At 44.3% G+C, this 25,198-nt stretch carries 20 protein-coding genes; 8 read left to right on the forward strand and 12 right to left on the reverse strand.

Features of this window, described 5'->3' with window-relative positions:
- Positions 1-627, forward strand: a 627-nt coding sequence (locus tag WJR50_RS06000; protein ID WP_341292333.1) for an outer membrane beta-barrel protein, incomplete at its 5' end; no start/stop codon positions are given.
- Between the two features lie 123 nt (positions 628-750).
- Here WJR50_RS06000 and WJR50_RS06005 read toward each other — a convergent pair.
- Complete coding sequence (locus tag WJR50_RS06005; RefSeq protein WP_341292334.1) at positions 751-2,790, reverse strand: copper-translocating P-type ATPase; 2,040 nt, start codon at positions 2,788-2,790, stop codon at positions 751-753.
- Between the two features lie 79 nt (positions 2,791-2,869).
- Positions 2,870-3,442, reverse strand: a complete 573-nt coding sequence (locus WJR50_RS06010; protein WP_341292335.1) for a helix-turn-helix domain-containing protein — start codon at positions 3,440-3,442, stop codon at positions 2,870-2,872.
- A gap of 238 nt (positions 3,443-3,680) precedes the next feature.
- Here WJR50_RS06010 and WJR50_RS06015 point away from each other — a divergent pair, with 238 nt between their 5' ends.
- Together WJR50_RS06015 and WJR50_RS06020 are read left to right on the forward strand one after the other, a co-directional pair.
- Entirely contained in the window at positions 3,681-4,982 is a 1,302-nt protein-coding gene (locus WJR50_RS06015) for an alpha/beta hydrolase family protein (protein WP_341292336.1), read from the forward strand.
- Between the two features lie 14 nt (positions 4,983-4,996).
- Positions 4,997-5,524, forward strand: coding sequence for a molybdopterin-dependent oxidoreductase (locus tag WJR50_RS06020; RefSeq protein WP_341292337.1), 528 nt, complete (start codon positions 4,997-4,999; stop codon positions 5,522-5,524).
- Between the two features lie 54 nt (positions 5,525-5,578).
- Here the strand turns inward: WJR50_RS06020 and WJR50_RS06025 are convergent, their stop codons facing one another.
- From WJR50_RS06025 to WJR50_RS06060, 8 genes are all read right to left on the reverse strand, one after another.
- Positions 5,579-5,758, reverse strand: a complete 180-nt coding sequence (locus WJR50_RS06025) for a hypothetical protein (protein ID WP_341292338.1) — start codon at positions 5,756-5,758, stop codon at positions 5,579-5,581.
- 75 nt (positions 5,759-5,833) lie between these two features.
- Complete coding sequence (locus tag WJR50_RS06030) at positions 5,834-6,235, reverse strand: hypothetical protein (protein WP_341292339.1); 402 nt, start codon at positions 6,233-6,235, stop codon at positions 5,834-5,836.
- A gap of 153 nt (positions 6,236-6,388) precedes the next feature.
- Complete coding sequence (locus WJR50_RS06035) at positions 6,389-8,017, reverse strand: thiol-activated cytolysin family protein (protein ID WP_341292340.1); 1,629 nt, start codon at positions 8,015-8,017, stop codon at positions 6,389-6,391.
- Positions 8,018-8,028: 11 nt separating this feature from the next.
- Positions 8,029-8,745, reverse strand: a complete 717-nt coding sequence (locus WJR50_RS06040) for an outer membrane protein (protein ID WP_341292341.1) — start codon at positions 8,743-8,745, stop codon at positions 8,029-8,031.
- 98 nt (positions 8,746-8,843) lie between these two features.
- Positions 8,844-9,581, reverse strand: a complete 738-nt coding sequence (locus tag WJR50_RS06045) for a tetratricopeptide repeat protein (protein ID WP_341292342.1) — start codon at positions 9,579-9,581, stop codon at positions 8,844-8,846.
- A 5-nt stretch (positions 9,582-9,586) separates the two neighbouring features.
- On the reverse strand, positions 9,587-10,156 hold the full coding sequence (locus WJR50_RS06050; RefSeq protein WP_341292343.1) for an RNA polymerase sigma factor: 570 nt from the start codon (positions 10,154-10,156) through the stop codon (positions 9,587-9,589).
- Between the two features lie 39 nt (positions 10,157-10,195).
- The gene (locus tag WJR50_RS06055) at positions 10,196-13,483 is read right to left on the reverse strand and encodes a CHAT domain-containing protein (protein WP_341292344.1); all 3,288 of its coding nucleotides are present in this window, start codon (positions 13,481-13,483) and stop codon (positions 10,196-10,198) included.
- Positions 13,484-13,558: 75 nt separating this feature from the next.
- Complete coding sequence (locus WJR50_RS06060; RefSeq protein WP_341292345.1) at positions 13,559-14,194, reverse strand: outer membrane beta-barrel protein; 636 nt, start codon at positions 14,192-14,194, stop codon at positions 13,559-13,561.
- A gap of 62 nt (positions 14,195-14,256) precedes the next feature.
- On the opposite strand from WJR50_RS06060, the gene gldB reads away from it, so the two are divergent.
- Positions 14,257-15,249, forward strand: coding sequence for a gliding motility lipoprotein GldB (gene gldB / locus WJR50_RS06065; RefSeq protein WP_341292346.1), 993 nt, complete (start codon positions 14,257-14,259; stop codon positions 15,247-15,249).
- On the opposite strand, the gene WJR50_RS06070 is transcribed toward gldB, so the two are convergent.
- The gene (locus WJR50_RS06070) at positions 15,224-16,444 is read right to left on the reverse strand and encodes a glycosyltransferase family 4 protein (RefSeq protein WP_341292347.1); all 1,221 of its coding nucleotides are present in this window, start codon (positions 16,442-16,444) and stop codon (positions 15,224-15,226) included. The genes gldB and WJR50_RS06070 overlap by 26 nt on opposite strands.
- Before the next feature lie 165 nt (positions 16,445-16,609).
- Positions 16,610-18,493: an asparagine synthase (glutamine-hydrolyzing) gene (gene asnB, locus WJR50_RS06075; protein ID WP_341292348.1), complete on the reverse strand. Its 1,884-nt coding sequence runs from the start codon at positions 18,491-18,493 to the stop codon at positions 16,610-16,612.
- A gap of 294 nt (positions 18,494-18,787) precedes the next feature.
- On the opposite strand from asnB, the gene WJR50_RS06080 reads away from it, so the two are divergent.
- The 4 genes from WJR50_RS06080 to WJR50_RS06095 all read left to right on the forward strand — a co-directional run bounded on the left by WJR50_RS06080 (position 18,788) and on the right by WJR50_RS06095 (position 25,152).
- Complete coding sequence (locus tag WJR50_RS06080) at positions 18,788-20,377, forward strand: flavin monoamine oxidase family protein (RefSeq protein ID WP_341292349.1); 1,590 nt, start codon at positions 18,788-18,790, stop codon at positions 20,375-20,377.
- 183 nt (positions 20,378-20,560) lie between these two features.
- The gene (locus WJR50_RS06085) at positions 20,561-21,754 is read left to right on the forward strand and encodes a pyridoxal phosphate-dependent aminotransferase (protein ID WP_341292350.1); all 1,194 of its coding nucleotides are present in this window, start codon (positions 20,561-20,563) and stop codon (positions 21,752-21,754) included.
- A 111-nt stretch (positions 21,755-21,865) separates the two neighbouring features.
- Positions 21,866-24,040, forward strand: a complete 2,175-nt coding sequence (gene nuoL / locus WJR50_RS06090) for an NADH-quinone oxidoreductase subunit L (protein ID WP_341292351.1) — start codon at positions 21,866-21,868, stop codon at positions 24,038-24,040.
- Positions 24,037-25,152: an AMP-binding protein gene (locus WJR50_RS06095; RefSeq protein WP_341292352.1), complete on the forward strand. Its 1,116-nt coding sequence runs from the start codon at positions 24,037-24,039 to the stop codon at positions 25,150-25,152. The genes nuoL and WJR50_RS06095 overlap by 4 nt, the downstream gene beginning before the upstream one ends.
- The last annotated feature ends 46 nt before the right edge of the window (positions 25,153-25,198 follow it).

Genomic DNA, 25,198 nt, shown 5'->3' on the forward strand with positions numbered 1-25,198 from the left:
TTGGGTGCTCTGGCAGAATTGCCAAATTGTAATTCAAAGATTAGCTTGAAACAAAAGCAAATTTTTAAACATGCTCTAAGTATGATGTTGGTAGCAAGTTTTGCTTCAGCACAGGATTACAAGCCCTTTAAGTTAGGTTTAGGACTGGGGTATGCCAAACCCAGTAGTGGTGGAGGGGGAATCTTAATTGACCTTGAACCCGCATACAGAATTAATGATGACATTGCCGTAGGCTTAAGGATGGAATCCGCTGTTATGGCAAAAATCAGCCCTGATGGCTCTGAAGCCAGTGCTTCAGCCAACGGTTCTTACACTGTCAATGGTCAGTATTACCTTACTACTTCTAAGGTTCGCCCTTATGTAGGTGCCGGTGTTGGTGTCTACATCTTAGCCGCAGTTTCTGCCAGCGATACCAACGCTGAAGTTGGCGGTGGATCAGAAATTGGTTTCTATCCCAGATTAGGAGTAGATATCGGTAATTTCAATATCAATCTTGATTACAATATCATTTCAGCTTCTGAGTCGATCATGGCTGATGGTACTACTGGTGGTACAACTACCGGAAAGATCAAAAACAGCTATCTGGGTTTCAGAATTGGTGGATATATGTTTGGCGGAAGAAGATAATTTGCCGATATATTAGCGTTTAAAATTAATGAGTTGAGCGAAAGCCCAACTCACTTTTTTATGCGGTTTGCATAAAGCTGCTCACCGTCAATTCTATCATAAGAAAGCTTACAAAATTCACTACTATACCTTCATTTGTCTCCTTAATAGTTGTGCGTTGATGGCCACGATCACGGTGCTGAGGCTCATAAGTACCGCGCCTATGGCCGGACTGAGGATAATGCCCAAAGGTGCCAGTACACCAGCCGCCAAAGGCACCGCTACTATATTATAACCCGCTGCCCAGAACAGGTTTTGTACCATTTTTTTATAGGTAGCCTCACCAAACAGTATCAATGCCGCAATGTCTTTAGGATTGCTGTTGACCAGCACAATATCGGCAGTTTCAGCCGCCACATCTGTTCCTGAACCAACCGCGATCCCAATGTTGGCCTGAGCCAGCGCGGGCGCATCATTGACACCATCGCCAGTCATGGCTACGAACTCACCTTTGGCCTGCAAATCTTTGATGATTTTCTGCTTGTCTTCAGGTAATACTTCCGCATGATAACCATCCAGATTCAGGGCTTTGCTCACTGCTTTAGCTACTTTTTGATTATCCCCGGTAGCCATAATGACTTTTATTCCCTGGCTTTTTAGTGTTTTGACGGCATCAAAAGCTTCTTCCCTCACCTCATCTGCCAGTGCGATATAGCCTGCCAGCACGTTATCAATCAGTACAAATACTACGGTCTCTGATTCATCTTTGAAAGCGTCTTCAGGCTGATCAATATCCTCATCCTTCAGATAGCCGGGACTGACGATACTTACTTGTTTGCCATTCCACTCTGCTTCCACACCTTTGCCGGTGATGTTCCGGAAATTACTGGCTTCTTCAACTTTCAGTTCATGCTCTCTGGCCTTGCGCAATATTCCTGCGGCAATGGGGTGCTCCGAATTACTCTCCAGTGCAGCCGCTATTTTTAAGACATCTTCTTTGGAATATGTGTCGGCAGTAGCTTCATAACGAGTTACGCCAAATTCTCCTTTAGTAAGGGTTCCTGTTTTATCAAAAATAATGGTGGTCAGCTTACGTGCATTTTCAAAAGCGGTACGATTACGGATCAGTAAGCCTTTCTGAGCAGAAACTGCGGTAGAGATAGCCACCACCAAAGGGACAGCTAAACCTAAAGCATGCGGACAGGAGATGATCATCACTGTAACCATACGCTCTAATGCGTAGTCAAACTCATTACCGATAGATAACCAAACTATTAAGGTAATGATACCTGCGCCTAAAGCGACATAGAACAACCAGCCTGCCGCTTTATTGGCCAGGTTCTGAGTCTTGGATTTGGTCTCCTGGGCTTCTCTAACCATACCTACCACTTTGGAGAGGTAAGAGTCTTCTCCGGTGTGTTTTACAATGACTTTGAGCGAACCATTGTCATTCACAGAACCTCCGATTATCTGATCTCCGGCTTTCTTAGGCACTGGTTTGGACTCCCCGGTAAGCATAGATTCATTTACATGGCTCTCTCCTTCTTTGACTTCGCCATCGGCGGGAATTTTTTCACCAGGCTTAACCAGTATAAGGTCTTCTTTCTTGAGGTCAGCAATTTTTACCTCTTCGGTTTCGCCATCCTCTTTGATACGGTGCGCCTCTGAAGGCATCATTTTAGCCAGTTCCTGCAATGCATTGGAGGCTCCCATTACTGATTTCATCTCTATCCAGTGTCCTACCAGCATAATGTCTATCAAACTTACCAGCTCCCAGAAGAAGATTTTTCCTTCCAGGCCAAAAACCACTGCTGAACTGTAAAAATAAGCTACCGCAATAGCCAGAGCAATCAGCGTCATCATGCCGGGAGCCTTCTCTTTGATTTCATCTACCATTCCCTTCAGAAATGGCCAGCCACCGTAGAAAAAGACAATGGTGGAGAGGCCAAATTGCAAATAGCGGTCTCCGGCAAAACGCAGTTCATAACCTAATAACTCCTGTATCATTGGGGCCAGAACCAAGATCGGTAAGGTAATGACCAGCGATACCCAGAAACGTTTTTTGAAGTCCTCAATCATGTGAGCATGATGATCGTGATGATCATGTCCTCCCCCATGCTGATGGTGTTCATGTTCCTGCTGATGTTGTTGTGCGTGTGTATGCTGTTCGTGTTGATGATCCATTATTCCCATAATTTACCTTACAAAGATCTCAACCTCATCATAGTTTTTGTTACAGGATTTTGGGAAAATCTTATATAATTTACACCTCATCCAGAGGTTTGCGCTTGTCTGTTCTGATACTTTTGAAGTGGCTGGGGGTTAGGCCGGTGACTTTTTTGAACTGACTGCTCAAATGCGCTACACTGCTATAACCTAGCTGGTAGGCGATTTCGCTCAACGAAAACTCATTGTACACTAAAAGTTCTTTTACCCGCTCAATCTTCTGGGCGATGAAGTATTTTTCAATGGTGGTTCCTTTCACTTCTGAAAAAATATTACTCAGATAGTTGTAATCGTAATGCAGTTTCTCTGCGAGATACTCTGAAAGGTTCACTTTAAGTGCTTCGTCCGACTGATAGATTTGTTCAATCAGGATATTGACAATTTTTTCAATGATCTGGCTTTTGCGGTCATCAATCAGAGCAAAACCTATGGAGGTTAATTCCTTTTCCAGCTCAGCTTTTTTTTCTTCAGATAAGGGCGATGTCAGTTGCACCTCACCCAGCCTTATGGACTGGTAGGGAATTTCCTGTTTATTCAATATCTCTTCTACCGCCATGATACAGCGGTTACAAACCATATTTTTGATATGCAGTATATTCGTTGGATTCATTGTATTGTTTTTAAAATTCACATAAGTCTTGTAAAAAAGAGCAGCAAAGCCAAGCATAAGAGCATTATTCAAACTTTATATATAGTTTTTACAAATAATTGAGCTTAATATATGACAGGATAAACTTTGCAAAAAATTAAAACCATGGAGTGTTAGCATATCATTTTTTACCCTAGCCAGACACGCTAGAAGCATTAATTTTTCTATATTGATGCAAAAGCTTTTTAAAATAACAGCTATGCTTAAACATACCACAACCTACATCTTACTTTTTATTTTTATGGCTACCACAGCTTTTGCCCAGTCTCATGACCAGTATAATTATGATGAGACCAAAGTACCGGACTATACTTTGCCCGATATACTTACGCTTAGCGACGGGCGTACGGTGAAAGATGCCCAAAGCTGGCGCGAATTACGCAGACCAGAAATTCTTCAGCTTTTTGCCGAGCATGTATACGGTAAAGTACCGGAGGCCGACATAAAAGTTGACTACGTGGTCACTACCAATTATCCTGAGGCTCTGGATGGAGCCGCTACGCTCAAAGAAGTGAAAGTAACTTTCAGCAAGGGACAGGCCTCACACGATATGAGCCTGCTGATGTTCATTCCCAATGATGCCGTACAGCCCGTGCCTGCTTTTCTGGGACTTAATTTTTACGGTAACCATACCATTCATCCCGACCCACACATCAGCATTAGCGATAGCTGGGCAAGAAACAATGAAGAATTCAATATCAGCGGCAATCAGGCTGATGAAAAATCACGGGGCGTAAGGGTGAGCCGCTGGCCGGTAGAGCGCATCATTGACCGGGGCTATGCCCTTATCAACATCTATTACGGTGATATTGACCCTGACTTTGATGATGGATTTGAGAATGGTATTCACGCATTGTTTCACAAGGCCGGGCAGAAACCCGCCGATGACGAGTGGGGTAGTATTGCCGCCTGGGCCTGGGGGCTTTCCCGTGCCTTGGATTACCTGGAAACTGAGAACAGTATTGATGCCGCGAAAGTAGCAGTCATCGGGCACTCAAGAATAGGTAAGGCAGCACTCTGGGCAGGTGCTACCGATGAGCGTTTTGCGTTGGTCATTTCCAACGATTCAGGCTGCGGAGGTGCTGCAATCTCACGGCGTAAATTCGGAGAAACAGTGGCCCGCATCAATACTTCTTTCCCTCACTGGTTTGCCGATAATTTTAATCAGTATAATGACAATGAGTCGGCACTGCCGGTAGATCAGCATATGCTACTTGCCCTGATGGCTCCTCGCCCATTATATGTAGCCAGTGCTGCTGGAGACCTTTGGGCAGATCCGAGAGGAGAATTTTTAAGCAGCAAGCATGCCAGCAAAGTCTATGAGCTGTTGGGAAAAGAAGGCTTACCGGTAGAAGAGATGCCGGTAGTAAACCGCCCGGTGATGGGTACGATTGGCTACCATATCCGCACAGAAGGGCATGACCTCAAAGCCTATGACTGGGAGCAGTACCTGGATTTTGCCGACAAACATCTGAAGCAAATGGCAGAAGCAGGTCGTTAATACTGGTATAAATTATGAAAGCCTCAGCCTTCTTCCTCACCCTTCTTTTTGCGCTTACGCTGAGTAGCAGCATTTTTGCTCAAAGCGCTGCTACCCTTCGTTTGAGTGGCAAAGTAGAAAAGCCTTTGAGCCTGTCCGTTGCTGATCTTCAGCAGATGGTTGCGCACAGCATAGAACCTGTCAGGATTACCAGTCATAAAGGCGAATTTAAAAAGGAGACCCCCAACATGAAAGGGATACTCATGACAGAAGTGATAGCCCAGGCCGGAATACAAGCGGAAAACCCAAAAGTGCTGAGTGAATACTATCTGACCGCCCGTGCAGCAGATGGTTATCAGGTAGTGTTTTCCTGGAATGAACTGTTCAATACCGAAGTGGGCAAATCAGTGTACGTAGTATACGAGCAAGGTGGAGAATCTCTTTCAGACTATGATGGACCAATCATGCTCATTTCTCCGCACGACATTCAGACAGGCAGAAGAAATGTACGGCAGCTGAGTGAAATTAAGGTTGAGCGCATTGGCAAGTCGCTCAACCCTTAGGGCTTATGCCCAACCCATTCATCATACTTTGCACAAGAGGTTATGAATGGAATACTATTGATTGTTTCCACTAAAGCCTACCGGTCCATCCTGCTGGCGTGGATTAATACTGCCGGAAAATACATACTCAGGATAATCTCCGCTGAACGTAAACGCAGCTTTCGCAGTAGTGGTCTTGATGTTGGTCCAGTCAAATGACAATTCCAGGGTTTCCTCATCAAAGGATACTTCCACATCCTCATTAGCAATTGTTACAGTACCATCTTCATCAATATCCAGGGGAGAAAAGTAGCCACCCCACCATTGGGTCTAAGTCTGATACGTACCTGACCATACAGTGTAAGGAGTGATGCCGCCTCTCAGGCTCACACCACCATCCTGCCTGCGTGGGTTGATGCTCCCTGAGAGGATTTTGTTTTCGCCATGTTGTTCAAAAGAAAAGCTAGACTTAGCCTCAGTAGTTTTGATGTTGGTCCAGTCAAAGCTAAAGGTATTAGTCATCTCATCAAACTCATACTCTACTTCCGTACCTGCAACCAGCAGGCTACCATCTTCCTCAATTACAATGGGTGAAAAGTAAGCACCCCAAAAGTTGGTTTGTGTAAAGTATTCTCCTTCCCAGCCTTCCAGAGGATTCTTTGGAGCAACCTCTTCTTTTTCACATGCTGTAAACAGAAGTAATGCGGATAATAGAAGCTTTAACCTTTTCATAATACATATTATTTTTTGGTACAAATACTTGCTCATTTATTATTGGTTGAACTTATCAGGAAAAGGTTACCCGCTATCTGACATGATTAAAAAAAAAGAACACCGCATTACCCAATGCGGTGCTCCTTGACACTACCCTAATTAATTTATCACTTAGTTCCCGCGGGCTTCCCATTTCAACGAAAGCACCGCACTATAGCCCGAATTAGATTGAATGGTGATAGAGGATGGATAAGGATTTTCCGGCTTGGGATTGGAGACCGTCCGTAAATAATTACCAAAACCATAATAGATCGTGCCCATCCATTGCTGCCCTTTGAGTTCCCCATCATCATTATCATAGATTTGTAGCGCAAAGGCATCTCTCAACTGCGACTTACCCACCGGGAAGCTGACACTATAGTCTTTTGGTAAGTCACTACTGCTCAGCTGATAAGAGGTTTTGTCCTCCCAGTTACCTTCCTGTTTCCAACTGCTTCCCACTCTTCGCGAGATCACCGGATATACATCAGGCTCTCTGTTACCTGCCGGGATAGCTCCCCAATCCCATTTTCTCCCATCAGAATTGTTGGGAGGAAATTTGGTAAGCCTGATCTTAGTGATGGTTACATGATTATTCAGCACATCGCAATAGGGCGCCTGGAAGCCGGTAGAGCCTCCCAGCGCAAAAAGCTGGTTATTTGCCAGATAGCGCACTTTATATTGTACAGGTACGCCCAAAGAACGGTCTTTTCCACCTTCGGCCAGGAAATTCCACGCATTCTCAATGGCGTTCACTCCATTGCCAAAAATCTTGGAGGCTTCCTGTGCGTCTCCTCCCAGTATGGCAACTTTAAATGTTGAATTTTGTAAAAGCTCACTATCTTCTGCACTGAAGGATACGCCTCCACTTCCTACGCCTCTTTCTACCGTTACTTTCAGATCAGCAGAGGACTTGATTTCTGTGCCGGTATAGGTGAAGTTGCCAACCAGCACTCTACCATAAGCTACCTCCTCAATATAGCCTAACGGCTTCTCTGGTCCGGTGATAGATTCCAGATCTTCTTTGTTTACCGAAGATCCAAAAAAGTCAGCCGCTTGGGTAGGCCGGGAAATAGAAACTGTATGATACACCTGAAAGAACTTGATAAACACACTTTTCTTCTCCACAGAAGTCTCCAGGCTCAGGTCAGAACTGGCGGAAGTACCCAGGTAACTGGCATCTATGCCCAGGCGGTACATGGCCTGTTCCAGCGAATAAGCTTCTACAATCTCAGCACTGATATTGGCAGCGAAGTCTTCGCCCTGATTCTCTATCTCTTTGATCATCTTATCTACATTGCCCCGGCTGGAAGGATCATCTACCACCCTGAAATCTCCCAACGTACTATTGATCTGTATAGGCTCGCGCTCAAAACTACCGATGGTATTCAGGTCACCGATATCTTTGAGATCTTTGAGGTGGATAATAGCGCCGGGATAGAGGGCTGCTGTGTTGGTAGCCGTTTTATTGTTAAAGGCATTCAGCGTTAAGTTATCCAGTACAAAAGTTTCTTCAAACTCCTGCTTTTCGCACAGCACATCCAGATTGTTAGAAGTCTGGTCTTCGGAGTAGCTTATTTCGCCAGTGGTGAGCGAAGCCGGAGGTGGAGGTTCAAAAGCAGGGATTGTATCCAGAAAATCATTAATAGCGGCTGCATTTACCTGCCGGTCAAACTCATTTTCTTCCCGCTGGCAAGCCAGAAATGAAAAGGATATACTGATAGCAAAGATGATGGATAGTTTTAGATAAGACATTTTCATAAGGATTTAGATTAACGGAAAGTAGGACATTTGATAGGGTCACTGAGGCGGAAGCGGTAGCTCAAGGTGAGTTGTACCTGGGCACTACCAACTGCCACAGATACGGGCTCATCGGCACCCGCCAGAAACGAAGCCTGGGCATTATAATAATTCCACTGTGCTCCTAACCCCAGATTTTTATGGTAGTAGCGAACTCCGGCACCTGCCATCCAGCCTGCCCCACGGTCGGTCTCTACCGGCTCGGCGGAACGGAATTCGGGTGCCCGCTCATCTCTGAGTTCTGCCTGCCAGGCAGTAGCCCCCGCCATGACAAAAGCATCTATTTGTGGAGGCACAAATGGGAAAAGCTGAGAGAAAGAATAGCATGCATACAAACTTGCATACTCAGGGTGGAGCACAAAGTCTCTTTGCCGGAAAGAAGTGAATGTATTATAGCTGATCCCATAAGAAAGCGGGCTCAGGTCTTTGCTGACTTCCAGAAAAGCCATTAGTGGCAACTGCTGCGGTTCCAAATTGAGTTGATCCGACTGGTACCACAGTCCTGCACCTATGCCTGGCTCCAGATATAAGCTGCCAGGGTAATATTTGCTGAGGCCATCCTGGTGGGATTGGGGAAAGAAAGTAAAGGGGCCGTTTTGCCCGTATCCCCTGCTCCCTTGGGCATGCAGAGATACAGTACAGAGCAGCAGCAAAATAATAATGAGAAAATAGGTTCTAAATAGACTCATGATAAAGGTAGTTAAGCAATCAGCAGATCGGTACTGCTATTCATTTTCTACCTTTGTTGCAGGAGTTTAATAGAGGTTACCCACTTTATCTATATTTTTTAATCAAATTCTTCTAATAATTCTTCAGCCTTATCCGCATAGGAGGAAGATGAGTTTTGTAGTTCAATCAGAACTCTCTCAGCTTCAGCCTGTTGGTTCATTTGTAGGTATACCAAAGCCAAATACCAGCGGGCAGGCATCAGATAAGATGAATTGCCCTGGGCAGTTACTTCTTGGAGCTGAGAAACGGCCTGCTCCATTTCTTCCAAAGCCATATGATTGACCGCACTGTAAAAAAGAATAGGAATGCTATCCGGCTGTGCTTCCAGCGCCTGCGCAAATAAAACTGAAGCCTGCTGGTGCTGCCCATTAGTGTAGTTTTCCATTGCCGCATTGATAAGCTCCTGTTCCGGCAGTTCTGTACGCACTGTCAGGTTATCCGGGGGCAAGCTAAAATTTTCAGCATACAATTGCTGAAGGTCAGCAGCATTGCTCAGAAAGAGGAAGTAAGCTGCTATGAGTAAAGCAATGGTTACACTTGCCGCTACCAGCCAGTATTGTTTAACAAATGAGGTTTGAGGCTTCTCTTGCTCATATTCCTGGTAGGTACGCTCTAATAGAGCACGAAAATCTTCCGCTTCGCTACTATACATATCGTTAAGCTCACGCATCATTTCTACCCTTCTCTTAAATTCCGGATCAGAGGCAAGGCGCTGCTCAACCAGTGTACGCTCCTCAGCATCCAAGGAATCGCCGAGGTATTGCTCTATAAGTTCAATGTCTTTTTCCTCAATCATTATCTTCAGTGCTCATTAAGTTCGTTAAAAAGAGTATCCTGCTCAATGGAGCTGATAAGTTTCTGCTGGCATATATACTTTCGCTTTTTCGCATAGGCAGGACTAAACTTCATTGCCTCAGCGATTTCCTTTAAGGATTTACCCTGAAAGAAAGCTTTCAGTATCTGTTGACAGTCCTGGCCCAGCTTATCCATATGCTCCTGAAAAACTACCCTCCGTCGGGCATAAGTCATATCTTCAATTAACTTATCACCCAGGTCGTCGGTACTTTCGGTGTCTTTGAGCATTCCCCCGTCTCTTTTCTTCCGCCGGAGTACCATAAGCCAGGTATTTCTGGCAATGGCATAGCAATATGTTTTCAGGCTACACTGAAAATTCAGTGAGCCATCCCGCAGCTTTTCGTAGATCACCATCAGCGTTTCCTGAAAAATGTCTTTTGCTTCTTCTTCATTTCCCCTATTGGAGATAACCAAATGGCGTATCATTGGATAAAACTCCTCATAGATTTGCTTTAATACACGAGCATCATGCTGCCGTATGCCTTTAAGTAACTCTTGCGTAGATAGTTGCTCCAAATCTGATGGTTAGTTGAATGTTAAGTGAGAAGGTTACCCTTAGGAGAGGATTTTTTTTCGTATCGCCCAGAGGCCAAAGAGCAAAACCATCATGACACCTCCTATCCCAACATAACTCACCCAGGGTTTACTATTCTCCAACGATTGAGTATCTCCCTGTACGATAAAACCCGCCCAGTAGAAAGGATGGACAAAAAGTTCGTTCGCTTCATCTAGGTAACGCAGCTTGGCATTTTGCATAGCCACATCTTTATCATGTCCACCGGCGATTTCTTCATAGAAAGCTTCCATCAGATCGGCTGTGGCGCGGTCCTGGGCGGGCCAAAGGCTCATCACTACGCTGGGGCAACCCGCATAGGCAAAAGCCCTTCCTAGGCTCATTACGCCCTCTCCCCTTTGGATTTTACCATAGCCGGTATTGCAGGCAGAAAGCACTACCATTTTGGCATCCAATTGTAAACCATAGAGTTCCCAGGCATACAGATTACCATCTTCTTCTGAAGCGGTTGAGGGAGTGAATAGCAGTCGGGAATTCATAGGGTATTGGTCATCTACAATGGCATGGGTCGCCAGGTGTAAAATCTGATATTTAGAGGCTTCCTCTTTAAATGTCGCTTCGTCAGCCTCTATACCCTCATAGTAGCTGCCCTTCATCCAATGGTCAATGGCTTTGACTTCCCGGGCAGTGCCCTTGAGCTCAGCTAAAGCTCCCCTCACAGTGTCTTTAGCCAGCAGCAAACTTTCATTGGCAGAAGCTAGCAGGGGAGTAGTCTTATTAAACTCAGGTGCAAAAGCCAGGTAGTTTACTGCTTCATGGGTTCCCTTTCGTTTCCTCTGCTCCTGCATCAGTGTGGCAGAGAACTGGTAATTGACCTGATGCTCACGTACCAGATAGGGTAAAGCACGATAACCATCATCAGGCATAGCTTTTTCTTTTAATAATACTTCAAAAGGCAGATAACTCAGCTTACCATCGGGAATGATGATGAGTTTTTTATTCCTCAGCAAAGCTTCGGAGGGCAGAATAAGTTTTGCGTATACTTCATGAGCAGGCTCAGCAAACTGATCAAGAGACCACTTCTCGGTGATAGCAGCCCGTACTGCATCCAGTTCATCCTGAAGCTGATGAGTGTAGGCGATCTTTTCCAGTTTCGCACTTCCTTGAGTAATAGTGATTTTATAAATATTATCATCGCCCTGCAAGTAAGTCAGTAAAGCTTCGTTCGGCATTAACATTTCCTCCTGGACCTGCTTCAGATTCATGACTTTAGACTGGTATTTCAGGTCATAGTAGTCAGGATAGTCCACTGCAATTTTTTTGATCAGAGAATCATACGACTGCTTAATGGCAAAGGCCTTACTTCTCCATTCCTGCTGGGTACTGTCGCCTCTGCGCATCATATTTTCATAATAAGACAAATCCAGCATCATTTGCTTTTCCTGCTGTAAGATAGCATTCGGTACAGCGGCAAAGTTACGGGCATCAGCATCCCGCAGGGCAGAAAGCAGCTGTATGGCTTTACTTTGTTCCACCATGCTAAAAGCCGCTTCTACCCATTTTTCATCCTGGTCTAAATGATGTAAGTCGTACAGTATAGAAAGGGCATCTTCATACACCGGCAGATGATCCTGGAGTGGGTTGCGATTAGACCCCTCCTGTATATAAAGTATACGCATACTATCTACCATAGCTGACGCGAAATTCAGATGTTTAAGGGCTAAATACAGATCTTCTACATCTTGTGTTTCACCAAAACGCCTGCGCAAACTTAAAGCTTTGTATCTCAGCGTAGTAATTAATGCGGGTGTGAGATGAATTCCCTCTTTAAAAGGAAGTTTATCAATTGACTTAATATTATCATCTGGCGCGAGACAGGCTAATGAGCGCTGATAGTAGTTGAGAGCAGCATCGTACCGCTCAAGCTGTATATTGACATCGCCCAACAAACGGTAGGCATCTGCTACCTCAGGGTGCTTATCCCCCAGACTTTGAGACAGATTAGCATAAGCTTCTTTCAATAGTTTTTCAGCCTGAGTATAAGCCTGACTTCTCAGGTAAGCCTGCGCTAGTAATAACTGTGTGCCTCCCACTGATGCTTTCTTGGTATCCTGCATCCCTAAATACAGTTGAAGAGCCTGCTGATGATTATGTATGCTTGCCTCATAATCTTGCCTCTCCCGCATTACTTCTCCCAGGCTGTTTAACACGGATGCCCGTCCATTCAGGGCATCCTGCGCCCGGTATTTATCAGCTAGTTCTTTAAAAACAGCTTCGGCTTTCAGGTAGGTATTTTGAGCAGCGGCAAAATCTTCGGTATGAAAGTATGCATCTCCCAAAGCGTTTAAGGCCTCAGCAACTCTCAGGTTATTTTCCCCATAATTAGCTTTAAGCATGTCATAAGCTTTGTGCGCATAACGGATAGCTTTGTCGTAGCTCCCTTTGACATTATAGCAATGTGCCAGGTTAAAGTAATCTTCCGCTACCCAACGATGCTCATAACCGAAATTGGAAATGTCTACTTCAAGCGCATTCTGATAGAAGGTAACGGCAGCATCCAGGTCTCCTTTATTCAAAGATACCTGAGCAAGGTTGAAATAACTGACTGCCAATTCCGGATGATTCTCCCGTAATATCCTCTTTTTGATCTCCAGACTCTGGTGATGGTAGTCCAGAGCCAGGTCGTACTGCTCCAGATCCTGATAGGTATTCGCAAGGTCATTATAGTTACGAGCCATTTCAACACTCTCGCCTTTGCCAATATCTCTGAGAATAGCATTAGCTTTTTCAAAAGACTCAACGGCCAAAGCGTTTGAATGATCAAGGTTGTTATACACAACTCCTATGGCCGCATAGGCATTGGCTACTGATACATGCTGCTCACCTTGTATACTTTCATAAATTTCCAGTGCTTTTTTGTATTCTTCTAGTGCTTCTGGATAATTAGCCTTTTGGGTGTAATTATAAGCGAGAATGTAGTAGGCTTCACCAGTCTCATAAGTAGGTTTTGAAAACTTTTGATCTGAGATCTGTAATGCTTGCTTAAGCAGATTTTCCGCTTCCTCGTAACGCCCCTGATCTGAGCGAATGCCCCCGACGCCATACAGACACATCATCAGGCGCTGCCAGTCTTCTTGCTGTCGGGCAAGTTTTTCTGCTATCTTATAGTAGTGCAACGCACTATCGTAGAGGGCCTGATCCTGAAATTGCTTCGCGTGATTATAAAGCTGCTCTACCATAAATGTTTCCTGACTAAAGCCCATCTTCGGAGTAACAAACATCAGGAAAAGGGTGCTGCCCAGGAAAATAAAAGAGCGCTTACGATACATAGTAGGTGAGACTTAGGTAAAATCCCACCTAAGATAATAAAAAACGTACTTTTATGCGATAAAGAACGCTTTTCTTCAGAACTTCACACCCAAATCCAGGCTTAGCATATCATTTTTGATGATAATGTCGCCCACATTAGGTTCAAACTGGTTCTTTACTACATTTATCAAGCCACGGCGATAGCTCAGACCTCCATAAACTGTTGTGCTATACCCAATCCGATACTCCAAACCAGAGCCGAGCAATACATTGGAGTCAAAAGCCCGAAAGTCCTCTATATACCTCACTTCATCGGAGAGTTCATCTTCCAGAATTTTTATATCAGCCGTTAGCCCTACCTGAAAATAAATGCGCATGTCCAGTGCAACTTCATTGGTAAAAAGCTTGAGCGTAGCCGGAATTTGTAAATAATGCAGACGATAAGCTTCGTCAATATTATTCGTGGCATCTTCAATCCCTACTCTTTTAGGAACAAAGAAAAGGCCGGTACTGAAATAATAATTCTCCTGAAAATAAATATCACCTAGCACCCCAAAAATTCCCCTGAACCCCGCTCCATTAGGAGTAAGTGATACACTAGCGTCATCGCCATCTATGCGATTAAAAGATAAAGAAGGAGAAAACTGCAAGCCCAGCTCCACCTGAGACCATGCTGGAGCAGCCAAAAATGTGAGTAAGAGCGCTAAAAATATTGAGTTTTTTCTGTTCATAAAAATGATAGTTTTGCTTTTATCGTTATCAAGGTGATTTGCCATGGTCAAAATTAAGGTTGATGAAGTACATATATAATATTATATATCTTTTTTGTACACTATTGTTTTCATGTAGTGGCGATTCCTGCGATGAAGGCCCGGATGTTTCCGGTATTCCAATGGAAGTCAATATCCAAAGACTGGATCAGGAGATGTTTGATTTGGGCAATAAAGAGGAGATTTCTGCCTTTTTGGATAGGTATCCGCTTATGTCCGAACGCTTTCTGAATGCTAGCCAATTTCCCAACGATTCTATTCTGGTCAATCAGCTGGATATGATTATCCATGACCCCTACATTGATACGCTTTATCAGCAAACGCAGGAGAGCTTTCCTGACCTTGAGGCTCTGGAAAGCCAGTTTGAAGACGCCTTTCGGCATATCAAGTATTATTATCCTGACTTCACTCCTCCTAAAATCTACGCTGCTTTTACAGCATTGGGTACCGTAGGTGCTGATTTATTTGTAAGCGACGAGTTGATTGTCATTAGCATAGAGCACTTCCTGGGAGAAGGCGCCCGGTTTCGCCCCCGTGTTTATGATTACATCATTAACCGCTACCGCCCGGAGTACATTGTCCCTAATTGTGTCATGCTGCTTTCTAATAAGTGGAATGAAACCAATATGGAGGATAATACTTTGCTGGCAGAAATGGTGTACTACGGTAAGAGCTACTATTTTACCAAAAAGATGATGCCCTGCCTGCCTGACACTGTACTTACCGGCTATACCAATCAGGATTTAGAGGTTGCTGAAGAAAATGATCAGTTGATATGGTCACATTTTATCAATCGCGAGCTACTTTATGAAACCAGCCATGTCATCAAGCCTCGCTATGTGGGGGAAAGACCAAACGTAGCAGAGATCAATGCTAAAATCCCCGGCCGCATAGGACGCTGGCTGGGTTGGCAGATCGTTCGGACTTATGTAGACAAAACAGAGGCTTCTGTACAGGAGGTCATGAGCAATGCAAATGCTCAGGAAGTATTTACACAGGCAAGGTATAAGCCTTAGCTACTTCTTCGGTTTGCTCTTCTTCTATCTGTGCCAGTAGTTTGTTGACAAGCAGTTGGCGATTGAATTCCTGTTCAGCCAGGTTTCTTGCATTGCTCTGATAATCATCCAACAGGCTACGGTCGTTGACGAAGGGAGCAATTTTTTTGACAAATTCATCAGGGTAGTGAGGATTAGTATAAAAACCACATTGGTTTTCTTCCAGAAGACTCTTCATCCAGCCCGAGATATTGGTAATGCAGAGCTTACCGGCAGCCAAAGCATCAAAAAGTTTATTAGGACTACAGCATTTCAATACCGGCAAATCAGCAAAACTGATATAGGCTGCATCAGTGATATTGAGCAGCGATAAAAGACCGTATTTATTGTGGTAAGGCACAAAGCGAACATTATCCAGCTTTCGTGTCAAAACCTCTTGGCGGATAGCCTTCAGGCGACTGCCTACTCCCGCAATTAGAAATACGACATCCAGTAACATTTGCTTTTTACAGGCTTCAGCCGCATCAAGCAGGTATTCTAACTGATTAACTTCTCCTACTGCTCCAAAGTAAGAGACTACAAACTTATCCATCACATCAAACTGGGCCTCGTGGTAGGAATTCTTCTCTGCCTTTCTGAAAAATTTGCAATCCGCCATATTTGATATTAATACTATCTCCTTATGGGGCACCAGCTTTGAAATGTAATGCTGGCTGTCGGGAGATAACGCAATAATCGTCTTGGCATTACGGTAAATTTTCTTCTCCAGGCTATACAACTGATGCTTGAGCCAACTTTTACGTATTGCCTTCATTTGAATAGGGGCCTCTGGCCAAAGATCTCTGACTTCAAAATAATAGGGGATTTTGTACCTCCACTTAAGGTAAAGCGCAATAAGCCCGGTAGTAAGGGGCGTAGAAGACACATAACTAACATCTATTTTTTCAAAAGCTGATGTTTTGATGCAGGCAAGCATGACAAACTTTAAAAAAGCCTTGATCCGCTGAAAAAAAGTAAAGTTCTGATCATAAGCGACTGGCAGGTAATGCACATGAATACCATCAATAAACTCCTTCTTGTAACGGTTGCCGTCATAAGCCGTCACCAAATCCACATGATGACCCGCATCAACCATTCCTTTGGCCAGGTAATAAGAACGAATAGCTCCTCCTTCCTCAGGAGTTCTAAAATACTGGTGAATATAAAGTATGTGCATATCAGCAATCAGCAGGGTATTTACCTGCTAAAAATTAAAAAGACGTATTTGCAAATTACAGTGAATATTACATAAAGTCGAGACTCTATATCTTAATTATTTTGCCAATTCGGAATTTTTCTTTTAAAAGTTTAAACCGATTACGTAAATCTTCCATCTGGGTTTTCATGGAAAGTGAATTTTCAACCAGGAAGCCAGCATCCATACTGCCCATAACTCCTGACTAAAGTCTGTTTTCTTCTGTAAATGCGCCCGAAGCATCTGCTGAACCTGTTCATAAGGTACATGTTCATAAATCAACTGGTTCTTACATCTGATTGACTCCCGTACATACTCCATTTCTGCTTCATGAAGCCATTGCCCGAAAGGAAGACCAAAACCCTCTTTGGGCCTTGTACAAAATTCCTTACCGCCTCTTCTTTCCAACAAATTTTTAAGTATCCACTTCTTTCTGTGCTTCATCCGAAAACCTGCGGGTAACGAACGTACGTAATTCGCTAAAGGTAAATCCAGATAAGGCATTCGCATTTCCAGGCTTTGGGCCATGCTCATATTGTCAGAGAGGGCAAGCACATCGCCCGGAAGATAGTACTGGAGTTCGTGCTCAAGTGCTGCGCTAAGCCAATTTTCTTTAAAAGCAGGATGGTCTCTGGCCCCAGACTTCTTCAGGGAAGATAGCTGCTGAATGTCGTGAAAAGTGGAACTCTGACTGGTGAAATTGATGAAGGTCTGCGCAGGGTCTTTATTCAGGCTCTTACCCAGCTTTTTTAGCAGGCGAAATTGTTTACGAAGCGGATGTGCAAAGCCGGTGGGCAGCCACTTAATTCCATTTTTCAGCAAGCCCCTAAATTTTATGAGTGTATCATAATGCCCCAGATACTGATGGAAGGCCTGATGGCGATTATAGCCGGCAAAGAGTTCGTCGGCTCCGGCACCGCTTAAAGCTACGCCTGCTACTTTTTTTACTTCCGTAGAAAGTAAGTAGGTCATAAAAGCAGCACTATCTCCCACGGGTTGGTCTATATGTACCAGAAACTCTTCATGATGCTGCGTCAGCATCCGGCTTTCCAAACTCAGCTCATAATGGCGGCTTCCGTATAATTCTGCCGCCTTGCGGGCGTAATGATAATCTCGGGTACCAAAAACCGCTTCTTTCTCACTGTTGATGATAGAAAAGCTAGGCACCGGATGCGCACCCAGCTCTTTAATCATACTCAATAACAATGTAGAATCTACTCCTCCGCTGAGTAGCAGACCGGAGGGTACATCACCCACCAGATGGTTGAGCACTGCATCCTGAAGTAGTTCTTCCGTGTTTCTCAATACCTCAGCTTCTGAAATTTCATCACTCTGAGTAATCTGGTGAGCATAAGAACAGATCTCAGGCTCATCTTCACTGCTGATTTCCATATAACTTCCCGGGGGGAGCTGGTACACATTTTCAAAAAAAGTATAAGGAGGATTGACATAACGAAAACGCATATAGTCCTGCAATGCCGGTGCATAAAGCTTTTTTTCCAGCAGCCCACTGGTAGCAATACATTTAGCTTCGGATGAGCAGATGAAATAATCCTGATTATGGGTATAAAAGAGAGGCTTCATGCCAAAGCGGTCACGGGCGAGTAGTAGCTTTTGCTCCTGGCTGTCGTAAAAAAATAGCGCGAACATACCATTAAGCCTATTCAAAGCTGCTTTTCCTTTAGAAATCAGCAGATATAGTAAAACCTCGGTATCGGATTGAGTAGAGAACTGCACACCCTGGCTGAGTAATTCATTTCTAAGTTCGTAGTAATTGTAAATCGTACCGTTAAAGCAAAGCCAGTACCTGCCATCAGCTGAAGCCATAGGCTGGTTAGCGCTATCCCTGGGGTCAATGATTTTGAGGCGATTACTTCCCAGATGCAAATTTCCCCCTTGCATCGGCAGGCTTTTCGTACCCTGTGCATCTGGTCCGCGATAAGCAGATGCTTTTAACATTTGGGTAAGTGATGAAGGAGATTCTGTCGCTAACTGATGCTTTTTGTCAAAAATCAGGTGGATTCCACACATGCTAATTCTCTAAGGTTGATAAATGCTGATTTAAATCAGATGTAATTAGGGTCAAATGAATTGACAAATACATAAAAAAAGGGGATTTCATAACGATTTTGTTAAAATAGTAAAACACAAAAAAATAGATTTTATCATTTATATATTTCAAAATTATATTTTGATATTTTATATAACATCAATTACTTTTACCAATCATTTACTGATTACCAGTACTTTATATTATAAGAATTCAATTACATAAAAATTTCTAGAAGTTCTTATTACCTCTAGCTACAGCCCTAAAATAATACTATGAGCAAATCAACTATTTCACGGCGTGCGTTCCTGAATCGTGTGTCTGTTTTAGCCGGGTCCAGCTATCCTGCAATGGTGGCCATGGGCATGATCCAAAAGGCCCCCAATCATCCTTTTAAGCTACAAGGTAAGGCCAATGGTACCAAAGTCATCATCTTAGGTGCTGGTCTGGCCGGTATGACCTCCGCTTATGAAATGAATAAGCTGGGTTATGATTGTACTATATTAGAAGCTCGTAATCGTCCCGGTGGCCGGGTGTGGACAGTAAGAGGTGGAACGCAGGAAACAGAAGAAGGCGGAGTATCGCAAAGCTGTAACTTTGACAAAGGCCAATATCTCAATGCAGGAGCCGCCCGTATCCCTCACCACCATGAGATCACTATGCATTACTGCCGTGAGATGGGTATTCCTCTCCAGATTTTCAACAATGTTAATGAGAATGCTTTTCTATACAGTGAGGGTAAAGGTCCGCTTTCAAATAAGCCTATCCGCATCAGAGAAGTGAAATATGATATGCAGGGCTATATCTGCGAGCTTCTTAACAAAGCGATTGATCAGGAAGCGCTTGACTTACCCATGACCAATGAAGACAAGGAAAAACTGATTGAGTTTCTGAGAGTGGAAGGTGGTCTTAATCCCGATATGCTGTATACTGGCGATTCCAGAAGAGGCTATAAAACGCCTCCCGGAGCAGGTAACCAGCCTGGTGTTCCTGCGGATGCTTACGAACTGATGGACCTGATCAACTCTGGCTTTATTGACCCGGCCATGTCAAACCTGCCTGTTTACACGCATGATCTGCAAATGACACTCTTTGAGCCGGTAGGAGGTATGGATCGCTTACCTTACGCCCTGGCAGAGCAAGTAAAAGATAATATCAAGTATGAGTCGGTAGTCAATGAAATTCGCAAAGAAGATGAAGGAGTGAGGATTGTTTATACTTCTAATGGTAAAATGCAGGAGATCAAAGGAGATTACTGCATTTGTACGCTGCCTCTTCCTGTCCTGGCCAATGTGAAAAATGATCTTTCTTCCAATGTACAGCGGGCCTGTGACTTTGTAGATTACAAGAAGGCCTGTAAAATCGGTCTTCAGTTTAAACGCCGCTTCTGGGAAGAAGATGAAAATATTTTCGGAGGTTTATCTCGTACCAATACCACCATCACTCAGATCATGTACCCTAACTATGATTACCTGGGCAAAAAAGGAGTACTGAAAGGTTTCTATAACTTTAGTGAGAAAGCGGAATATACCGGTAATCTTTCTCTAAAGGAAAGAGAGCAATTGGCTCTGGAGGAGGGCAGCAAGCTTCACCCTCAGTACAAAGATGAGTTTGAAAACTCTTTCTCACTGGCCTGGCACAAAATTCCTTACAGTATGGGGGGCTGGGCAGAGTACAATGACGCTACCCGTCAGCGTTTTTACCCTGACCTCATCAAGCCTGACGGCAATATTTACCTCGCTGGTGAGCATACTTCTTACCATACTGCCTGGATGGCTGGCGCTTTTGAATCAGCCCGTCGTACCGTGTCCAGTATTCATACCAGAGTCACTGAAGGACAGGCGCAATATGAATCTAAAGAGTAAAGTGTATTATCAGAATAATAAATTATAAATAATTAATAAATAAGAATTTTATTCTGAATAAGTAAACTTTTTCAAACGATTAAATTTTATTTTTTATAAATTCACATAATAAATTACGAGCGAAGCACGCTCTATCGCTCACATAACCTTTAAAGTCAAAATCTATCAAACATGTCTACACAGATGAATAGAAGAAATTGGTTAAAATCTGGTGCTATGCTTGCCGGAGGTCTTACTTTTGGTTCTTCCATGAAGTGGAACTCAGCTCAGGCTGCTAATGAAATTGCTGCTCAGCTCTATGCCCTTCCTAAAGAACAGGTAGGAAGTATGGTGCTGGCTCGTCCTGAGATGAAAGCCCGCCTGCTGGCCAATGAAAATCCTTTTGGTCCCTGCAAAAAAGCACGCGAAGCCCTGATCTCGGAGATTGATACCAGCTTTCGCTATGGCTTTGAAAAGAAATCGGAGTTTGCCAAGCTATTAGCTGACGACTTCAAACTGCCCAAGATGGAAGAAAGAGGCTGGGGTGGCCCCCGCCCTACCCAGGTGATGCTGGGTGCTGGTTCTACCGAGCTACTGCTGGCCGCTTCTGTTGTATATGGACAAAATGGTGGACGCATACTTTCTGCTGATCCTACCTATATGTCACTCATCCGTACTGCTCAAAATGTGGGTGCAGAGTGGGATACCGTTCCTTTAACCAAAGATTATAAGCATGACCTGAATGCACTTGCCGATGCGGTATCGGATAAGCACAGCATGGTGTATATCTGTAACCCTAACAACCCTACTGGTACTTCGGTAGATCCGGATGAGCTAAGATCATTCTGCAAAGAAGTTTCCAAGAAGAAGCCTATCTTCATTGATGAGGCATACATTGACTACACTCCCGATCCAGCAAAGTACTCTATGGCCGACCTGGTTGCTGAAGGGTATAATGTGATTGTCACCAGGACCTTCTCTAAGTTACATGCATTCGCTGGCTTGAGGATTGGCTATACGCTGGCTCAACCTGAAGTAATTGAAGAAATGTCTAAGTATAGTAATGGTGACGGTAATATTTCATCTACTTCTATGGCAGCGGCTATTGAGTCTTACAAAGACGCAGACTATAAGACGTATGCCAAAGAGATGAATGAAAAGTCTAAGAAATTTCTCTACAAAACGCTGGAGGATGCAGGATACGAGTACATTCCTTCTGATACAAACTTTGTACTATTCCCTGTCCGCTTAGACAGTCAGCGGTTCGCCGGAGAGATGATGAAAAGAGGTGTAGGTGTAAGAAGCTGGAGCTTCAGTAACCAGGAATGGTGCAGAGTAAGTATCGGTACCATGCAGGACATGGAATACTTCGCAGAAGCTTTTAACGAAATATCATAAAAATCTTCTTCATATCAGTCTAACTTACTGGTGTAAAAAAGCTCGCTTGGTGTCAGGCGGGCTTTTTATTTATCAGCTAAGCCTTTACTTTTGTGCCAAACCTGTAGCGACTTGGATTACGCATCACTCTCAAAAACACTGGCACTAAACACCGGCAGTTTACTTTCCCTGCTGGTCATGATGCTTCCTTTTCTCAGCTTTTTGCTGCTGATCACATTTGGAAGAGGAAGAGAAACCTGGGCTTGGTTGAGTACCGGTATTCACCTGGCAGCCGCCGTAGCTTCAGCGCTGGTATTTACCTCTGTATGGAACGGAGAAACAATACATGCCCGTACGGTGTGGTTTCAGCTCACCAGTGATGGCTTTCGCTACTCTTTTACGATCGGGCTACTAATAGACAAAGTAGCTTCCCTGATGATGCTGGTGGTCACAATAGTCTCTGCCCTCGTAAACCTCTACTCTATTGAATACATGCGGGGTGACAAACACTATACCCGCTATTTTGCCTACCTCGGGCTTTTTACCTTCGCCATGCTGGGGGTAGTACTGATGGATAACCTGTTGCTCATATTCGTCTTCTGGGAGTTGGTAGGAGTCTCATCATATGCGCTGATCAGCTTTTGGAACGAGCGCCCGGCCGCCCTACAGGCGGGGAGCAAAGCCTTTATCATGAACCGTATTGGTGATGCCGGTTTTCTGGTAGGCATTATGATTCTCTGGTCACAGTTCGGCACTCTGGATTTGCAGGTTTTAGAACGCCTCATGCAGCAATCTGTATTGACCAAGGAGGGTTACTGGCTAAGTTATTTCAGAATCGGTGAGCTGATTTTTGAAAACTCAGCGCCCGCTCATTGGCTTACGCTGGCCGGGATCGGTTTATTCTGCGGCTCGGTTGGTAAATCGGCTCAGTTTCCGTTGCAAACCTGGCTGCCCGATGCTATGCAGGGGCCTACTCCAGCTTCAGCGCTGATCCATGCAGCCACTATGGTCGCCGCCGGGGTGTATCTTCTTGCTAGAGTCTTTGTACTACTGGATGGTGATGCACTTACCATTATTGCTTTTACCGGAGCGATCACTGCTTTTATGGGAGCGATCGCCGCACTTACTCAGCACGATATCAAGAGAGTATTGGCTTTTTCTACGGTTTCACAACTGGGTTATATGATCATGGGGATAGGCGTAGGAGCATACGATGCCGCGCTCTTCCATCTGGTTACCCATGCTGCTTTCAAGGCCTGCTTATTCCTGGCAGCGGGTTCGGTTATCCATGCCCTGCATCAATTAGAGCATCAGGCTGAGGGCGTACACTTTGATGCTCAGGATATGCGCATGATGGGTGGCCTTCGGAAAAAAATTCCCTACACTTTTGCCGCTTATCTTATCGCTTCGCTATCCCTGGCAGGTGTCCCTTTGTTTTCTGGTTTCTTATCCAAAGACGCAATTCTGGCCAGCACGCTTGCCTGGACTGACACTATTGCTCCGCCTCAGCTGAGCTTTTATTATCTAGTACCGGCGCTCGCTTTTCTGACCACCTTCCTCACTGCCTTGTACATGGGCCGACAACTGCTATTGGTCTTCTGGGGAGAGTTTCGTGCTACTAAAAAATACGCAAGGCTACAGGCAGTACAGAATCAACTTAAAGAATCACCTACACTGATGATCATACCCCTGATGATACTGTCAGTGCTGTCTATAGGTTTTGTGTATTCACTTAATCCCTTTGAAGGAAGCACAAGTTGGATCACTACACAGCTGATTACGCCTGTTTTGGCAGTACCCGGTGATTTCAGATACCTGGAAGAGATTATCATACTCAAAGATAACTGGCATTTCTTTACTACTATCCTCGCGCTTTGCCTGGTAGGCAGTGGGATAGTAATTGCCTATCTGTTTTACCGTCCCAAAGGAAAGTTTGCCAGAAATTACGCAGCATTTGATAAGCAAAATTCCGGATTGAGGAGTATATCTTTTCAAAATTGGTACCTGGATTACCTTTACCGGTTCCTGGTGATCACTCCAGTAATTCGCACATCCGCTTTTATTCATCAATTTGACCAAAAGGTGATTAATGGTTTGGTAGATTTTCTGGGAGTATTTCAGGTCGTACTTGCCCACCTGGTAGCCTGGTTTGACCATTTTGTAATTGATGGAATAGTAGCTTTGATGGCTAAGCTCTCCTCTTTTGTTGGCTGGCTGGCCCGTCCCGCCCAACAGGGAAAAATCCAGACCTATTTCATCATTACTCTGTTGGTATTCATTGCTTTTCTATACTGGCTGGTCTTATGATAGCTGATATTCCGATCAGAATTGAAGGGCACCTCTATTTAAGCAAAGAAATCGCAAGCTTAAATACGATTGAGGAGCTTACAGCTTACGATTGTCTTTCTTCTTATACCCAGCAAACTCTCTCGTTTTGTCATGCCTGGCTTAGTGGGCAGCCCACTTTTGAAATCAATACATCGGGCTCTACGGGTACGCCAAAAAACATTCAGATCAGCCGTAAGCAGATGCAGGCCAGTGCCCAGGCTACTGCCAAAGCCTTAGACTTAAAAAAAGGAGACCAGGCACTCGTCTGTATCAATACTAATTACATCGGTGGAAAAATGATGCTGGTCAGAGCACTTGAACTGGGGATGCCACTCACCGTTATTCCTCCATCCTCAAAGCCCTTAGCATCCGTAGAGGAACCTATAGATTTTACGGCCCTGGTGCCTCTCCAGCTCAAAAGCATGCTGGAGGCTGAGGATCAGGAATTCATTACCCAACTTAATGCCATGAAAGCCATACTGGTGGGCGGAGCTCCGGTAGGTCCTGTGCTGGAACAATTAATTCATGAACACCTGAGCGCTCCAGTTTACAGTACCTACGGCATGACAGAAACCGTTTCTCATATCGCCTTGCGCAGGCTCAATGGTTCAGCAGCATCAGATGTTTACGAGCTACTGTCAGGTGTAGAAGTAAAGCAAGATGAGCGAGCGTGCCTTACCATTAAAGGGAAGGTGAGCAATGATCAGTGGTTACAAACCAATGATATCGTATCGCTATTGGATGAAAAACACTTTCGCTGGTTAGGCAGATTTGACAATGTAGTGAATAGCGGTGGGGTAAAACTTTACGCTGACAAGCTGGAAAATAGCATACAGCCTGCTATAGAAACTTATGGCATCGCTAAACGCTTTTTTCTGGCCGGATTACCTGACGAAAAGCTGGGAGAAAAGCTTTGCCTTATTCTTGAAAGAAAAGATAATTTGAATACTGAACAGGAGCATAAGCTTAAACTTTGGATGAAAGAACACCTACACCCTTACGAGATACCCAAAGAGATTTTACTGCTACCAAAGTTTATCCTAAGCGAGAGTGGCAAAATACGACGTAAACGCACATTAGCCCAATTATAGTAGAATATTTACCCCTGGCTATCGCATTGACTTATATTATCCTACG

Origin of the sequence: Catalinimonas locisalis (genome assembly GCF_038039535.1) — a bacterium.
Classification (GTDB): domain Bacteria; phylum Bacteroidota; class Bacteroidia; order Cytophagales; family Cyclobacteriaceae; genus Catalinimonas.

Coding starts and splice junctions, on each gene's coding strand:
- WJR50_RS06070 (WP_341292347.1), bottom strand. CDS start 16,444: ATGCACATACTTTATATTCACCAGTATTTTAGAACTCCTGAGGAAGGA.
- WJR50_RS06080 (WP_341292349.1), top strand. CDS start 18,788: ATGAGCAAATCAACTATTTCACGGCGTGCGTTCCTGAATCGTGTGTCT.
- WJR50_RS06055 (WP_341292344.1), bottom strand. CDS start 13,483: ATGTATCGTAAGCGCTCTTTTATTTTCCTGGGCAGCACCCTTTTCCTG.
- WJR50_RS06045 (WP_341292342.1), bottom strand. CDS start 9,581: ATGATTGAGGAAAAAGACATTGAACTTATAGAGCAATACCTCGGCGAT.
- WJR50_RS06095 (WP_341292352.1), top strand. CDS start 24,037: ATGATAGCTGATATTCCGATCAGAATTGAAGGGCACCTCTATTTAAGC.
- WJR50_RS06015 (WP_341292336.1), top strand. CDS start 3,681: ATGCTTAAACATACCACAACCTACATCTTACTTTTTATTTTTATGGCT.
- WJR50_RS06060 (WP_341292345.1), bottom strand. CDS start 14,194: ATGAACAGAAAAAACTCAATATTTTTAGCGCTCTTACTCACATTTTTG.
- gldB (WP_341292346.1), top strand. CDS start 14,257: ATGAAGTACATATATAATATTATATATCTTTTTTGTACACTATTGTTT.
- WJR50_RS06035 (WP_341292340.1), bottom strand. CDS start 8,017: ATGAAAATGTCTTATCTAAAACTATCCATCATCTTTGCTATCAGTATA.
- WJR50_RS06010 (WP_341292335.1), bottom strand. CDS start 3,442: ATGAATCCAACGAATATACTGCATATCAAAAATATGGTTTGTAACCGC.
- WJR50_RS06040 (WP_341292341.1), bottom strand. CDS start 8,745: ATGAGTCTATTTAGAACCTATTTTCTCATTATTATTTTGCTGCTGCTC.
- WJR50_RS06020 (WP_341292337.1), top strand. CDS start 4,997: ATGAAAGCCTCAGCCTTCTTCCTCACCCTTCTTTTTGCGCTTACGCTG.
- WJR50_RS06005 (WP_341292334.1), bottom strand. CDS start 2,790: ATGGATCATCAACACGAACAGCATACACACGCACAACAACATCAGCAG.
- WJR50_RS06085 (WP_341292350.1), top strand. CDS start 20,561: ATGAATAGAAGAAATTGGTTAAAATCTGGTGCTATGCTTGCCGGAGGT.
- WJR50_RS06030 (WP_341292339.1), bottom strand. CDS start 6,235: ATGAAAAGGTTAAAGCTTCTATTATCCGCATTACTTCTGTTTACAGCA.
- asnB (WP_341292348.1), bottom strand. CDS start 18,493: ATGTGTGGAATCCACCTGATTTTTGACAAAAAGCATCAGTTAGCGACA.